The 14751-nt window shown below is 68.7% G+C and carries 12 protein-coding genes; 2 read left to right on the top strand and 10 right to left on the bottom strand.

Annotated elements, in window-relative coordinates; translation table 11 throughout:
* Positions 1–314: 314 nt before the first annotated feature.
* Entirely contained in the window at positions 315–2291 is a 1977-nt protein-coding gene (htpG, locus tag AC1RVY_RS06070; RefSeq protein WP_492805775.1) for a molecular chaperone HtpG, read from the top strand.
* Between the two features lie 146 nt (positions 2292–2437).
* On the opposite strand, the gene AC1RVY_RS06065 is transcribed toward htpG, so the two are convergent.
* Positions 2438–2746, bottom strand: coding sequence for a hypothetical protein (locus AC1RVY_RS06065; protein WP_218293068.1), 309 nt, complete (start codon positions 2744–2746; stop codon positions 2438–2440).
* Positions 2747–3056: 310 nt separating this feature from the next.
* Between AC1RVY_RS06065 and AC1RVY_RS06060 the strand changes: the two genes are divergently transcribed.
* Positions 3057–6539, top strand: coding sequence for an IPTL-CTERM sorting domain-containing protein (locus AC1RVY_RS06060; protein ID WP_492805773.1), 3483 nt, complete (start codon positions 3057–3059; stop codon positions 6537–6539).
* Positions 6540–6750: 211 nt separating this feature from the next.
* Here the strand turns inward: AC1RVY_RS06060 and AC1RVY_RS06055 are convergent, their stop codons facing one another.
* The 9 genes from AC1RVY_RS06055 to AC1RVY_RS06015 all read right to left on the bottom strand — a co-directional run bounded on the left by AC1RVY_RS06055 (position 6751) and on the right by AC1RVY_RS06015 (position 14740).
* Complete coding sequence (locus AC1RVY_RS06055; protein ID WP_218293070.1) at positions 6751–7443, bottom strand: response regulator transcription factor; 693 nt, start codon at positions 7441–7443, stop codon at positions 6751–6753.
* 199 nt (positions 7444–7642) lie between these two features.
* Positions 7643–8707 (bottom strand): serine/threonine protein kinase, encoded by a 1065-nt coding sequence (locus AC1RVY_RS06050; RefSeq protein WP_218293071.1) that lies wholly within the window; start codon positions 8705–8707, stop codon positions 7643–7645.
* A gap of 45 nt (positions 8708–8752) precedes the next feature.
* Positions 8753–9853 (bottom strand): DUF2855 family protein, encoded by a 1101-nt coding sequence (locus AC1RVY_RS06045; protein WP_492805772.1) that lies wholly within the window; start codon positions 9851–9853, stop codon positions 8753–8755.
* Positions 9854–9927: 74 nt separating this feature from the next.
* Positions 9928–11379 (bottom strand): bifunctional serine/threonine-protein kinase/universal stress protein, encoded by a 1452-nt coding sequence (locus tag AC1RVY_RS06040; RefSeq protein WP_218293073.1) that lies wholly within the window; start codon positions 11377–11379, stop codon positions 9928–9930.
* A gap of 111 nt (positions 11380–11490) precedes the next feature.
* Positions 11491–12249 (bottom strand): metallophosphoesterase family protein, encoded by a 759-nt coding sequence (locus AC1RVY_RS06035; protein WP_218293074.1) that lies wholly within the window; start codon positions 12247–12249, stop codon positions 11491–11493.
* A gap of 148 nt (positions 12250–12397) precedes the next feature.
* Complete coding sequence (locus AC1RVY_RS06030; RefSeq protein WP_369641293.1) at positions 12398–12781, bottom strand: DUF1304 domain-containing protein; 384 nt, start codon at positions 12779–12781, stop codon at positions 12398–12400.
* Positions 12782–12784: 3 nt separating this feature from the next.
* The gene (locus tag AC1RVY_RS06025) at positions 12785–13201 is read right to left on the bottom strand and encodes an organic hydroperoxide resistance protein (protein ID WP_218293076.1); all 417 of its coding nucleotides are present in this window, start codon (positions 13199–13201) and stop codon (positions 12785–12787) included.
* Between the two features lie 78 nt (positions 13202–13279).
* Positions 13280–13744 carry a MarR family winged helix-turn-helix transcriptional regulator gene (locus tag AC1RVY_RS06020; RefSeq protein WP_218293077.1) on the bottom strand — a complete coding sequence of 155 codons (465 nt, stop codon included), beginning with the start codon at positions 13742–13744 and terminating at the stop codon, positions 13280–13282.
* A 174-nt stretch (positions 13745–13918) separates the two neighbouring features.
* Positions 13919–14740 carry a crotonase/enoyl-CoA hydratase family protein gene (locus AC1RVY_RS06015; RefSeq protein ID WP_492805769.1) on the bottom strand — a complete coding sequence of 274 codons (822 nt, stop codon included), beginning with the start codon at positions 14738–14740 and terminating at the stop codon, positions 13919–13921.
* Positions 14741–14751 lie beyond the last annotated feature (11 nt).

Below are 14751 nucleotides of genomic sequence, written 5' to 3'. Positions count from 1 at the left end.
AAAGAAAAAAGGGCACAGGGTTCTGGAAGGCTGCTCCCTTCGGAACAGCGGCGGCGCGTGCATCTTATGGGGGGCAAATGACAAAAAATACTGCCAGTTGCCTGCAAATTGTCAACAATCTTCAGCGCCCGGCCCCGCCTGCCCGCCGTCTGCAGGGACGGACGGCAGGCCGCGCCGGAGGCCGCCGTGTGCGAAACACCCTTGAAATCAGCCAGTCCGCCCCGAGGTGAACACGCGCGAACGCCTTTCCTCGCCACCCCCGTGGCCCGTGAAAGGCGTTCCCTTGCACCTTACACAGCAATCTCCAAGACACCATGAGCACCAAACAGACCCTGTCTTTCCAGGCCGAAGTGGCCCAGCTGCTGCACCTTGTCACGCACTCGCTGTACTCCAACCAGGAGATCTTCCTGCGCGAGCTGATCTCCAACGCCTCGGACGCGTGCGACAAGCTGCGCTTCGAAGGCCTGAACAATTCCGCGCTGTTCGAGGACGCTCCCAACCTGGAAGTGCGCGTGACCTTCGACAAGGACGCGAAGACGCTCACCATCACCGACAACGGCATCGGCATGAGCCAGCAGGAGGCCATCGAGCATCTGGGCACCATCGCCAAGAGCGGCACCAAGGACTTCATGGGCAAGCTCTCGGGCGACCAGAAGCAGGACGCGCAGCTCATCGGCCAGTTCGGCGTGGGCTTCTATTCGGGCTTCATCGTGGCCGACAAGATCACGGTCGAGTCGCGCCGCGCGGGCCTGCCTGCCGGCGAAGGCGTGCGCTGGGTGAGCGGCGGCACGGGCGACTTCGAGGTGGAAACCATCAACCGTCCGCAGCGCGGCACCAGCATCATCCTGCACCTGCGCGACGACGCCGAGGAATACCTCAACGCCTGGAAGCTCAAGTCCGTCATCGCCAAGTACTCCGACCACATCAGCCTGCCCATCCTCATGGAAAAGGAAGAGTGGAAAGACGGCGAGCTGATCAACCCTTCGGACGAGAACGGCGGCCGCCAGCCGGGCGCCATGGTCAAGACCGGCGAGTGGGAAACCATCAACAAGGCCAGCGCGCTGTGGAGCCGCCCTAAGAAGGACATCACGGACGAGCAGTACGCCGAGTTCTACAAGACCATCAGCCACGACCATGAAGCCCCGCTGACCTGGGCGCACAACCGCGTCGAGGGCAACACCGAGTACACGCAGCTCCTGTACATCCCCGCCAAGGCGCCGTTCGACCTGTGGAACCGCGACAAGAAGGCCGGCGTGAAGCTGTACGTCAAGCGCGTGTTCATCATGGACGACGCCGAGGCGCTGATGCCCACCTACCTGCGCTTCGTCAAGGGCGTGATCGACTCGGCCGACCTGCCGCTGAACGTGAGCCGCGAGCTGCTGCAGGAAAGCCGCGACGTGCGCGCCATCCGCGAAGGCTCGACCAAGCGCGTGCTCAGCATGCTGGAAGACCTGGCCAAGCACGACAAGCATGAGGCCACGGCGGGCGACGACGGTGTGACGGACGTGGTCGACGCCGACGACAAGGCCAAGGAAGGCAAGTACAGCCAGTTCTACGCCGAATTCGGCGCCGTGCTCAAGGAAGGCATGGGCGAAGACTTTGGCAACCGCGAGCGCCTGGCCAAGCTGCTGCGTTTTGCGTCCACCACCAGCGATGCCGTGACGGTGGGCTTTGCCGATTACAAGGCCCGCATGAAGGAAGGCCAGGAGGCCATCTACTACATCACCGCCGACACCCTGGCGGCGGCCAAGAACAGCCCGCAGCTCGAAGTCTTCAAGAAGAAGGGCATCGAGGTGCTGCTCATGACCGACCGCGTGGACGAGTGGGCGCTGAACTACCTGCACGAATTCGACGGCACGCCGCTGCAAAGCGTGGCCAAGGGCGCGGTGGACCTGGGCAAGCTGCAGGACGAGGCCGAGAAGAAGGCCGCCGAAGAGGCCGCCGAGACCTTCAAGCCCGTGCTCGCCAAGCTCAAGGAGGCGCTCAAGGACAAGGCCGAGGACGTGCGCGTGACCACGCGCCTCGTCGATTCACCCGCGTGCCTGGTGGTGCAGGACGACGGCATGAGCACCCAGCTCGCGCGCATGCTCAAGCAGGCTGGCCAGCAGGCCCCGGAGACCAAGCCCGTGCTGGAGGTCAATGCCGAGCATGCGCTGGTCAAGAAGCTCGACGGCAGCGTGCATTTCCACGACCTCGCGCACATCCTGTTCGACCAGGCGCTGCTGGCCGAAGGCGGCCTGCCCGAAGACCCGGCGGCCTACGTGCGGCGGGTGAACGCGCTGCTGGTGTGACAGGGATGAAATAGGCTTCTGGCGCCCGGCCATCAAGCGCCGATAGCTATTAAAAATAGAGCAAACCCCGTCGATGCCACGGCATCACGGGGTTTTTTTGCGCCGGCGCTGGCGTCCTCCGCGCCAGCGGGCGGGGGCGGTGCGCCTCAATCCTCCGGCCGCGCCTGCTCCAGCAGGCGGTCGTGCGCGCGGTTGCGCTCCTGCGGGTCGGCGTCGATCAGCTCCTTGAGCGCGCCCTGCGGCGCCAGCAGCCCCTTGCGCCGGTCATTCTTGACGGGCAGGTTGCGCCAGCCCGAGAGCACCAGCCAGTCCCAGAGCTCGGGCGGCACGGGGCAGGTGATCGCCATCTTGACCGGCCCTCGGATGATGAACGTGCCCACCGCCGGCAAGGGCCCCACCGGGGCAGGCCGGCGCTGCTGGCGGATGGAAAAGAGGTTGCGGAACAAATCCTTCATGGCCGGGGCAACTCGCTGGGGGATCTGGAATGGCGCAGCATAGCCCAGTGCCGTGGAACCGGTCCACTGCCCGGGGGCGCCTGCGCGCCACGGCCTGCGTGGTGGAAACAATACGCAATACGGTTCACGAACGTTAACGATTGTTTCTGCGCGGATTACGCCTGCCGCGCTCGATAAATTCAGGCCCTGCCTTTGCCCATGGCGGCCCAGGCGCGTTCACGCACTCCCTCGCATTTTTTGCCAGCCCTGAGGGGCCTGGTGAGGTCGCGGCGTGGCCGGAAGTTCGAGCCATCCACTTCAGGAGAATTCAATGCCCTATCGATTGACGCGACTATGGACGAGCGGCCGCGCTCCCTGGCGCGCGCAGACATCCAGCGGGTCCATGCAGCCTGCCAGCGATGCCACCGCGCAGGCACGCGAGGTTCCTGCGGCTGCGCCCGCGCAGCGCGCCGTGCGCCGCTTCCGCTGGCTCTTGCTGGCCAGCGGGTTGTTTGCCGGGGCCGCCCTGGCGCAGTCCGCCGACCTGGTGGTGAACCATGCGGATTCCCCGGACCCGGGGCCCGCCGGAGGCATCTTCACGTACACGCTGCGCATCGACAACAACGGCCCGAACGGCGCCACCGGCGTCACGCTGGTGGACACCCTTCCCGCGGGCTCCACGTTCATCGACGTGAACACCACGGCGGGCTCGTGCAGCGAGGCCGGCGGCACCGTCAACTGCGCCGTGGGCAACATCGCGTTCAACACCAACCAGACCGTGACGATCCGCGTGCGGCTGCCTTCCGCGGGCGTGTGGACCAACACCGCCACGGCCTCCAGCGCCACGTCCGATCCCAACACCAGCAACAACGTCAACAGCGTGCAGGACACCACCGCCACGCAGGCGGCCGACCTGGCGCTCGTGGCCACGCCTTCCACGGCCAACGTGGTGGCCGGGCAGGCCTACAGCTATGCGCTGCAGGCTGCGAACAACGGCCCGAATGCGGCCGATGGGAGCCAGCGCATCAGCTTCACCGTGCCGGCCGGCGCCTCGATCACGTCGACGCCCACGGGCACGGGCTGGTCGTGCACGGCCTCGGGCGGTTACCCGCTGAACAGCGGCACGGTGACCTGCACCCGCGCGGGCACGCTCGCCAACGGAGCGTCCGCCGCCGTGCTGACGGTCCCCGCCGTGTCCAACGTCAACGGCACGGTGACCGCCGCATTCGCCATCGACGGCCTCAAGCCCGACAACTCGGCCATGCCGGACGGCAACACCTCCAACAACACCACCTCCGCCGACGTGACTTCCGCCTCCGGTGCCGATGTGGCCATCACCAAGAGTGCCGCCAGCTCCAATGTGGCCCAGGGCACCAACGTGGTGTACACGCTCACGCCGCGCCTCAATGGCGGGGAGTCGCTGGTGGGCCGGCCCGTCACGGTGACCGATACGCTGGGCGCGGGGCTCACCTTCGTGTCCGCCGTGGGCACGGGCTGGACCTGTGACGCCACGATCACCTGCACGCGCACGGAGTACACCGGTGCCAACTTCACCAACATGCCCGTCATCACCGTGACCGCCACGGCCAACAGCGCGGGTACGCTGGGCAACACGGCCGCCGTCAACACGCCGCTGGCCGACCCGGTGCCCGCGAACAACTCGGACTCGGTCAACGTGACGGCCAGCAACGATGCGGACATGCAGCTGACCAAGACGGCCAGCATCAACCCGGTAGTGCCGGGCCAGGCGTTCAACTACACGCTGACGGCGCGCAACACCGGCCCCTTGGCGGTACCCAACGGCCAGGCGATCACCATCTCCGACGTGGTGCCTGCCGGTGTGACGCTCAACAGCCTTGTCAGCGCCACGGGCTGGACCTGCGATGCACTGCCCTTTGTCGGCAACGGCGTGGCAGCCTGGAACTGCACCCGCTCCACGGGCCTGAACGCGAACTCCAGTGCGCCTGCCGTCACGGTGTCCGCCGTGCTGGCCAGCGCGGGTACCGTCACCAACAATGCCTGTGTGGCGCTGGGGGGAGGTGCGCGAGTGGACAGCAACGGGACGAACAACTGCGTGGGCGTGGGCGTCACCGCCACCGCCACCCAGGCCGACCTGCGCGTCGTGTCCAAGACCGCAGCGCCGGACCCCGTGGTCGCGGGCCAGAACCTGACCTACGTCATCACGGTCGACAACGTCGGCCCGGCGTCCGCCAGCAATGTCATCGTGTCGGACACGCTGGCCAGCCTGGTGACCACCGGCGGCTTCCAGTCCGCCGTGGCCTCGCAGGGCAGCTGCACGCCCAACGGCGTCACCAACGGCACCCCGCAGAACCTGAGCTGCAACCTGGGCACGCTGAACTCCGGCGCGCAGGCCACGGTGACCGTGGTGGTGCGCCCCAGCATCGCCGTCACCGGCCCGCGCACCAACACCGCCACCGTGCGTTCCGCCGACGTGGGCGACCCCAACCAGGCCAACAACAGCGGCAGCGTGACCAGCCAGGTCACGGCCATCGTGGACGTGACCGCCGCCAAGACGGCCACGCCCTCCACGGTCGCGGCCGGTGCGCCCATCACCTTCGTGGCGACCATCGGCAACACGGGGCCTTCCACCGCACAGACCGTGCAGATGGTGGACACCCTGCCGTCCAATGCCGCCTTTATCGACGTGGTGAGCGTGAGCGGGGGCGGCAGCTGCGTCCCCGTCGCGGCAGGCACGGTGGGCGGAACGCTCACCTGCAACTGGGCCAGCATCAATGCCGGCGTGCAGCAGACGGTGAACTACCGCATGCGTCCCCTGGGCAACGCGGCAGGCAGCAGCGTGGTCAACAGCGTCGCCGCGACCACCGCCACCACCGAGTCGAGCCTGGCTAACAACAGCGCCACCACCACGACGCCCGTCACGGCGCCGCAGCTGGACATCCTGGTGAACAAGGTGGACAGCTCCGACCCGGTGGACCTGGGGCAGTCGACGACGTACACGATCACGGTGAACAACAGCGGTCCGTCCTTCGGCACCAACGTGGTGATGACCGACGTGTTCCCCGCGCCGGGCTCCTCGCCCACGGCCACCTTCAGCTACCGGGGCTCGCTCACGGTGAATGCGGGCGGCTCCTGCACCGAGCCCGCGGTGGGTGCGACCAGCGGCACGCTGATCTGCTCCTTCCCAGGGCTCAGCAGCGGCCAGAGCGCCACCATCACCTACGTGATGCGCGCGGAAACCCTCACCGTCGCGGGGGCCACGAGCGGCACCGCGTTCAACCAGGCGAGCGTGGTGGTGGAAGAAACCGAGACCACGCTGGCCAACAACGTGGTGACGCATGACACGACCGCGCGCCGCTTCACCGTGGCCACGGACCTGGCCCTGACCAAGACGGCGCCCGCAGGCCCGATCGCACCGGGCGCGGCGCTGGACTACACGCTGGTGGTGACCAACAACGGCCCGCTGGCCAGCGATGGCGCGCAGGTGGTGGATGTGCTGCCGGCGGGTGTCAACTTCGTCTCCGCTGCCGGGTGCGTCAATGCCTCGGGCACCGTGCGCTGTGCGGTCGGCGCACTGGCGGTAGGGGCTTCGCGCACCTTCACGATCAGCACCATGCTGTCGTCCCCCTACAGCGGCGCACGTCCGCTGGTGAACTCCGCCACCGTGGATGCGCCGGGCGATACCAACCCGCCCAACAACACGGCCAGCGCCACGACCACGGTGTCCAACACCACCAGCAGCATCCCCACGCTGTCCGAGTGGGGCCTGATCCTGCTGGCGGTCCTGCTGGGGCTGATGGCCTGGCAGCACCCTGCCGTGGGTCGCCGCCGGTAGTGCGCGCGTGGCAGCGGCTATCGTGGTGATTGCGCCGGGATAGCCTGCTGCTCGCGGCCCGGTCCAAGGCCAGCACGCTGTCTGCGTGCTGGCCTTTTTTCATTCCGGGATGCGTGTGGGGGGGCGGGAGGTCCGCCGGGTGTGTGCCGCGGGCTGCGTGTGCGCCGCGTGGGCCGGCCCGCACGCTGGCGGGGGAGGGCGCGGGGGCCGTCTAGCCGCGCGAATCCGCGGCGTCCAGCCGGTAGCCCATGCCGTAGATCGCAGTGATCGTGTAGCCGTTGCCCGGGGTCAGCTGCAGCTTGGCGCGCAGGCGCGATACATGGGTGTCGAGCGAGCGCGAAGCCGCCTCGCTGATTTCGCCCCACACGACTTCGCGCAGGTGCGCGCGGGACAGCAGCCGCCCCGCGTTGCGGAACATGAACAGGGCCAGTTCGTACTCGCGGTTCTTCAGCGCCAGCGGAGCACCGTGCAGGGTCAGCAGCCGCCGCTCCGCGTCGAAGCGGTAGGGGCCGAAGACCAGCGCCTCGCCCATGGTCTGCGGGTAGGCCCGCCGCAGCAGGGCCGAGACGCGTGCCACCAGCTCGCCCATGCGCACCGGCTTGGTCATGAAGTCGTCGGCGCCCCGGTTGAGGGCCTCGATCACGTCGCGCTCCTCGTTGCGCCGGGTGACCAGCAGGATGGGAAGCTGGTGCCCGATCATCTCGCGCATGCGCTGTATGACCTCGATCCCGTTCATGTCGGGAAGATGCCAGTCTGCGATCAGCAGATCGAAGGTCTCGTGGCGCACGTCCTTGAGCAGGCTCGCGCCGCTGGCATAGAAGTGGCACACGTGGTGGAGGCGCTCGAGGGCGCCCTTGATCATGTCGGGCAGGAGGGGGTCGTCGTTGAGGACGGCAATGCGCATGGTGGTGTGAGTCTTCGGGCCTGGAGGCCCTTCGCAAGTCAGAAAAATGCCCTTCTTGAAGGTCGTTTTTCTGATGGTGCGCGACATCGCACCCGCGTGCACACGGGTTGACAATCGTTTGCAATGAAGAGGCGCCAAGGACATCGCCGGCACCCGCAGCGCGAACCCCGTGGCGCGGCACGCAGGCCGCGGGGCTGCCTCAGGCGGACAGGGGCTCTTCCTGCATGGCCTCGATCTGCTCGATCAGCATGTCCACCTGCCCGCGCCAGTAGTCGCTGGTGCCGAACCACGGGAAGTTGACCGGGAAGATCGGGTCCTGCCAGCGGCGCGCGAGCCAGGCGCTGTAGTGGATCAGGCGCAGCGTGCGCAGCGGCTCGATGAGCGCCAGCTCGCGGCGGTCGAAGCCGCGGAACTGCTCGTAGCCGTCGATCAGGGCGCCGAGCTGGTGGGTGCGCTGGCGCCGGTCGCCCGACAGCAGCATCCACAGATCCTGCACGGCCGGGCCCATGCGGGCGTCGTCCAGGTCCACGAAGTGCGGGCCGCCCCGGCCCCATTCGTCCAGCGGCGTCCAGAGGATGTTGCCGGGGTGGCAGTCGCCGTGCAGGCGGATGGGGGTGGCATCTTTCAAGCTAAATGGAGCTCCAGCGCTTGATGGATAAGCGCTGGCAGCTATCAATTCAAGAGCTTTTTCGCACTGGGCCTTCCACTGGGCCTGCATGTCGAGCGGGATGATTTCCCGGGCAAGCAGCCAGTCGTACGACGCCGTGCCAAAGGTCTGCACGTCCAGCAGCGGGCGGTGCACAAACGGCCGGGCCGCGCCCACGGTATGGATGCGGGCGAGAAAGCGGCCGATCCATTCGAGCACCTCGAAGTCATCCAGCTCGGGCTGGCGGCCGCCGCGCCAGGGGCTGACCGAAAACGCAAACCCGTCGTGCTGGTGCAAGGTGCTGCCGTTCAGCACCAGGGGCCCCACGGCGGGCACCTCGGCGGCCATCAGCTCGGCGGCAAAGGCGTGCTCTTCCAGGATCTGCGCCTCGCTCCAGCGGCCAGGGCGGTAGAACTTGGCCACCACGCGCTCGCCATCCTCCAGGGTGACCTGGTACACCCGGTTTTCGTACGACGACAGGGCCATGAGGCGCCCATCGCCATACAGGCCCACGCCGGCCAGCGCGTCCAGCACCTGGTCGGGGGTGAGGCGGGCGTAGGGGTGCTGGTCGGCGGGGGGGCGGGTGTCGGGCGCGGTGTCGGGAGGCAATGGGGTCATGCCCCATTGTCGCCGCCCGCCCCGGCATGTCCCGCGCGTTGCGTGTCAGCGGGGCAGCATGGTGGCGATGTGCCCGGCGCGCGGGTCGCCGCTGCCGGCCAGCACGGCGGCAAACAGCGCCTGCGTGGCCTCGGGCCCCTCATGGTTGTGCACCACCAGCCAGGGGTTGGAGGCGGTCTGTACGGCGGCGCTGAACTGGTTCCAGGCCGCCACCAGGCGGTCGTTGAGGCCCTGTGCACCCCAGTCGGCGTGGCGCTTCTTGACCTGGGCGGGCGCAAAGAACATCACCGGGCGCGGGCCGGGCAGCTGGCCGGCACCGCCCAGATCGCCCACATGACTTGCACCCACCGAGCAGCTGTAGGCCAGGCCCGTGAAGTGGGCGTGGATGCGCTGGCGCAGGCCCACGCTGCCCGCGAAGTCGATGTACACGCTGGGCGTGGCGCCGTCGAGCTGCGATTCCAGCGCGTCGTAGGTGACCACGCGGTCGTAGCAGCCCAGGCTTTCGCAGAAGGCCACATTGCCCGGCGACGTCAGCCCCACGACCTCGATGCCGCCCCGTTGCGCCAGCTGGAACGCGGTGCCGTAGGCCGTTTTGCTCGACGCGCTGGACAGCAGCATGCGCCTGGCGCCGAAGAACTGCTGGTCTGCCAGAAAGTCGTCGATGAGCCACGAGGTGATGAACAGCGGCCGCAGCAGCGCCTGCACGTCCTCGTTGTCGGCGCGGTACAGCGGGTCGGTGCGGGTGCGCAGGTAGTGGTTGTAGACGGCGTGCAGGCCCGCGCGGTGGGGGGCACCGTCGCTGAAGCCGGCCGCGTTGGCGCGCTGGGGCGAGAGCACCGCCTGGGTGCCCATGGGCCAGTAGCCGTACAGCCGCTCGCCCACCGCCACGTCGGGGTGCGATGACTCGATCACCGTGCCAAACCCCCACACGGGCACGATGCCCCAGCCGGGCTCGCTGGTGGGGAAGAACTGCCAGTAGTTGAGCATGTTCCCCAGCGCGGCATAGGTGATGTTGTTGGACGTGAGGGCGAACTGTTCGACCCGCACGCGGACCTGGCCCTCGGCGAGGGCGGGTTCTTCTGCGGCCCACTGGCGGGTGGTGGCCAGCTGGTCCTGGCGCACGAGGAGGGTGGTGGTGGTGCTCATGCCGCGACGCTAAACGAAACCCCCCGCCGGCTCAAGATGCCCGCGCCGCCTGCGCGACAGCGCGGCACGGCCGCTCAGCCGCCCAGGGGGTGCGCCAGCTGCTCGAACGGAAGCGACTGCTTGACCAGGATGACGGTGCAGGGCGCGTCGCGCGCCACGCGCATGGGCACCGTCGCGATGAAGCGCTGGGTGTGCAGGCCGTGGGTGGCCGCGCCCAGGATCATCATGCTCACGTGGTTGCTGGCGGCGTAGCGCACCAGCGCCTGGGCCACGTCGCTGGCTTCCAGCACGTGGTAGCTCGCGTGGTGGCCCGACAGGTCCAGCCCCTGCGCCCATTGCCGCAGGCGCGCCATGTGCTGGCGGTGCAGCGTGGTCTCGCTGCGTTCGCTGTCGCTCGTGCTGCTGGCCGAGGGCGAGATCACCGTCACGCAGGCCAGGCGCGCGCCGGGCCGGATGCCCAGCGAGCGCGCGACCGCCTGGCGCAGCGAATACAGCGTGGCATCGCTCACGTCGGCATGTGGCACGGCCACCATGAGGATGGGAGTCTCCTCGATCTGCTGCGCGGGCAGGGGGCTGGGCTGGTAGTGCATGCCCGCCGCGCGCACCCAGCGGCGCAGGTGCGTGGTGAGCGGCGTGCCCTGCGTGCGCTGGCCGCGCGCGGTGATGGGCACCTGCGCCGGGTGGGTCAGGTCGAACGCCAGGTGGGCGGCCGAGGGGTAGCGGCTGGCGGCCTCGGGCTCCAGGCAGCGCAGGATGGCTTCTTGCAGCCAGGGCGGGATGTCGGCGCGGTGCTTGCGGGGGGGCGCGGGCGTCATCCACAGCCGCTGGCGCAGGCCGCCCTGCGTGGTGGGCGAGCCAAAGGGCAGCTCGCCGGTGGCCAGCTCGTACAGCATCACGCCGATGGCGAAGATGTCGCTGCGCGGGTCGCCGCGCACGCCCACCACCTGTTCGGGGGCGATCCAGGTGGGCGAACCCACGGCCTGGCGCATTTCCTCGGCCAGCAGATCGGGGTAGTGCGCGTGGCACGAGAGCCCGAAGTCCAGCAGCACGGCGTCGCCGTCGCTCTTGATGAGCACGTTGGCCGGCTTGAGGTCGAGGTGGCAGACGTTCTGCTGGTGCAGGCTGTGCGCGGCGTGGGCAATGGCCGCGCCCAGCCGCGCAATGGTCTCTGGCGGGGTGGGCGCCATGCCCGGACCGGCGGCGCCGTCCAGCCAGTGCTGCAGCGTCTGGCCCGGCACGTATTCCATGACGAGGTAGGGCAGGCGCACCAGGTCGCCGGCGGCGACGAAGCGCGGCACGTGGGGGCCGGTGAGGACCGGAAGGATCTGCAGTTCGACCTCGAAGCCCACGATGTTCTCCGCGCCGTCGCCCGCGGTCATGCGCGGGATCTTCATCGCCATCGGAAAGCCGGGGCTGCGGCCTGCCTGCGCGTACTCCACGGCATAGATATGCGCCATGCCGCCCGCGTGGATGCACTCGGCCACGCGAAAGCCGTCGATCTCGGTGCCGGGCTCAAGCAGTTTCATGTTGATTTTCCCTTGCGCCGCGTGCCGCGCTGGCGCCGTCCCCCTGCCCGCATCCCCCAGCGATGCGGGGGCGGGAGAAGCGGCGCGGCCGCTCAGGGGGGTGTTTCATCCCTACTGGCCTTTTTCCAGGCGGTCCGCATAGAAGCCGGGCAGGCCCGCCGCGCGGATGGCGGCCGCGGCGGCCAGGTGGTCGTACGGCACGCGATGGAAGGTGATCTGCGCCGCCGCGTCGTCGAACAGCGCGTACATGGCGCGTGCGTCGCCGTCGCGCGGCTGGCCCACGGAGCCCACGATGGCGAGCCACTGGCGGTGTGGCGGCACGGGCACGGGCACGCCGGGCTCGGGCGCAAAGCGCATGAGCTTGGCGGTGGGCGTGAGGAAGTACAGCACCTGCTCGTGCACATGGCCGCAGAACACATAGCGGATGGCGGGGTCGATGGCCTGCGCCGCCATCATGCAGCGCTCGGCCGCGTTGGAGTCGTCCACGTAGCGCCACTGGGCGGGTGCGTCGGCGCTGGCGTGCACGAGCAGGGCGTTGCCGCCCAGCCGCGCGGTCAGCGGCAAGGCCTGCAGGAAGGCGTGGTGCCGCGACGCGAGGCGGTCGTGTGTCCACCGCGCGCCCAGCTCTGCGCGGTTGCGGGGCGTCGCGGGCGGCGCGAGCGCCATGGCGTCGTGGTTGCCCAGCACGCACAGCGCGCCGTTCTGCGCGAGCGCCATGGCCTGGTCTGCCACGGCCACGGGGTCGCCGCCGTAGCCCACGAGGTCGCCCAGCAGGGCGAATCGCTGGGCGCCCTGCGCGCGGGCATGCTGCAGGCAGGCGTCCAGGGCCTGGCGGTTGGCGTGGATGTCGGAGAGGAGGGCGGTCTTCATGGCGCGAGTATTGGGCACCATCATCGCGCGCGTGGCTGAATGCCAGCTTGCAGCGCGCGGGCCGGGCGCCGGGGAGCGCCATGCCGCATGTGAGAATAGCTTCCAGCGCTTGGCTGGCAAGCGCTGGAAGCTATGATTTTTGTAGCTATTACAGACTGCGCTGGCGCGCGGGCTTGTCCAGGGCCAGCACCAGGGCCAGGGCGATGATGGCCGGCAGCGCCTGGGTGAAGAAGATCTTGGGCACGGCGGTGGCGGCGCCGAAGACCCCGGCCACGATCACGCAGCCCAGGAAGAAGATCTTGAACAGCCGGTTGCCGGTGAACAGCCCCCAGAACAGCCCGGCGGCCAGGAAGCCGTTGTACAGCCCCTGGTTGGCCGCCAGCGTCACGGTGGCATCGGCCAGCTCCTGGGTCAGGTTGAAGGTCTTCAGGCCCAGGGGCTTGTTCCAGAAGAACATCTCCAGCACCAGGATGTACACATGCTCGATGGCCACGAGGGCCACCGCGATGCGGGGAAGCAGCAGCCGGCCCATGGCTTACACCAGCGTGATGGTCACGTCGATGTTGCCGCGCGTGGCGTTGGAGTAGGGGCAGACCTGGTGGGCTGCGTCCACCAGCTTCTGGGCCGTGGCCTTGTCCAGGCCGGGCAGGCTGATGGCCAGGCGCGCGGCGATGCCGTAGGCGTTCGGGATGGGGCCCAGGTCCACTTCGGCGTCGATGGACACGTCCTGCGGCACGGGGATGCCGATCTTGCCGCCCACGGCCTTCATCGCGCCGATGAAGCAGGCTGCGTAGCCCGAGGCGAACAGCTGCTCGGGGTTGGTGCCGGTACCGGAGGTGCCGGGCGAGGACAGCTTGACGTCCAGGCGGCCGTCATCGGTCTTGGCGGCGCCGTCACGGCCACCGGTCACGTGGGCCTTGGCGGTGTAGAGGACTTTTTCGAGTTGCGTCATGGTGTCTTCCTTTGCAGTGGGTCAATGAATGTCCGCGATGCGGACGGGGGGGTGGAAACGAACGGTGAAAGAAAAGGGTCAGCGCGGCGGGTTGATCCGGTCGCGGAAGGTCTTGAGCTGGCCGGTCAGGGCGGTCAGCTCGGGCAGGGTGCACTGGCTGCTTTCGAGCACGCAGGGCGGAATGCTTTCCGCCTTGTCGCGCAGCGCCCGGCCCGGGGCCGTGAGGCTGATGCGCACGCGGCGCTCGTCCTGCGCATCGCGGATGCGGGCGATCAGGCCCGAGGTCTCCAGGCGCTTGAGCAGTGGGGTGAGCGTGCCCGAGTCGAGGAACAGGCGCTCGCCGAGGTCGGAGACGGTCACGCCGTCCTGCTCCCACAGCACCAGCATCACGAGGTACTGGGGGTAGGTCAGGCCCACGGCCTCCAGCAGGGGCTTGTACAGCTTGGTCATCGCCAGCGAGGCGGAATACAGCGCGAAACACACCTGGTTGTCCAGGCGCAGCGCTGCCGGGCTGGGGGTGGTGGAAGTGTTGCTGCGTGCCATGGGGTGGATTGTGCGGTGCAATTTAATTGTGTGCAATTGAATTGTGTAATCTTTTGTTGCTGGATTGGTTTTTGCGGACGGACGCGGCGGCCTTTCGCCCGCGGTGCTATCCGCGCGCGGCGCGCGTGCCATCAAGGCGCAAGAGGCCCGGCCCGGCCTGGCCGCGGCGGGCCGTCAACGCCCGGTGAAACGCGCGGGCCGCTTTTCAACGAAGGCGCGCACGCCCTCGGCCGCATCCTCGCTGTTGGCCAGCTGCTTCTGCACGGGAATGAAATCGGCCACCGCGGCGGCCTGCCCCTGCTCGATGGCCTTGAGCACGTTGAGCCGCGTGGCCACCACGGCCCGCGGCGCCTGGGCCTCGATGCGCCGGGCGATGGCGATGGCCTCGTCCAGCACCTGCGCGGCGGGCACCACCTTCTGCACGAAGTTCAAGCGCAGCGCCTCGCTGCTTCCGAACTCGTCGGCGGTCAGCAAATGCAGCAGCGCATTGCCGGTGCCCGCGCGTTCGGCCATGCGCAGCGTGGCGCCGCCCGTGGCCATGATGCCGCGCTGCACCTCCATCTGCGAGAAACGGCAGTCATCGGCGGCGACCACGATGTCGGCGCCCAGCATCAGTTCGATGCCCACCGTGAAGCAGATGCCCTTGACCGCCACCACCATGGGCTTGCTGCGGCGCCGGTAGCCGGGCAGGCCGTAGTCGTGGGGCTCCACCATGCCTTCGGGGATGGCTTTTTCGCCGCGCTGCATGTAGGCGCTCACGGCGGGCAGGTCCAGCCCGGCGGTGAAGTGGCCGCCAAAGGCATGCAGCACGCCCACGCGCAGCTCTGGGTCATCGTCGAGCCGGGTGTAGGCCTCGGCCAGCTGGCGGAACATGGGCGGCGTCCAGCCATTGCGCTTGGCCGGGCGGTTGATGCCGATCAGCAGGATGTGGCCGAGCACCTGGGTGTCGATACAGCCTTCGGCCGGGGGCGTGGTGGGGGTGATGCTGCTGGTCATGGGCGCAAATG

Source organism: Acidovorax sp. GW821-FHT11A03 (genome assembly GCF_058809075.1).
This window is presented reverse-complemented; position numbering and strand designations above follow the sequence as displayed.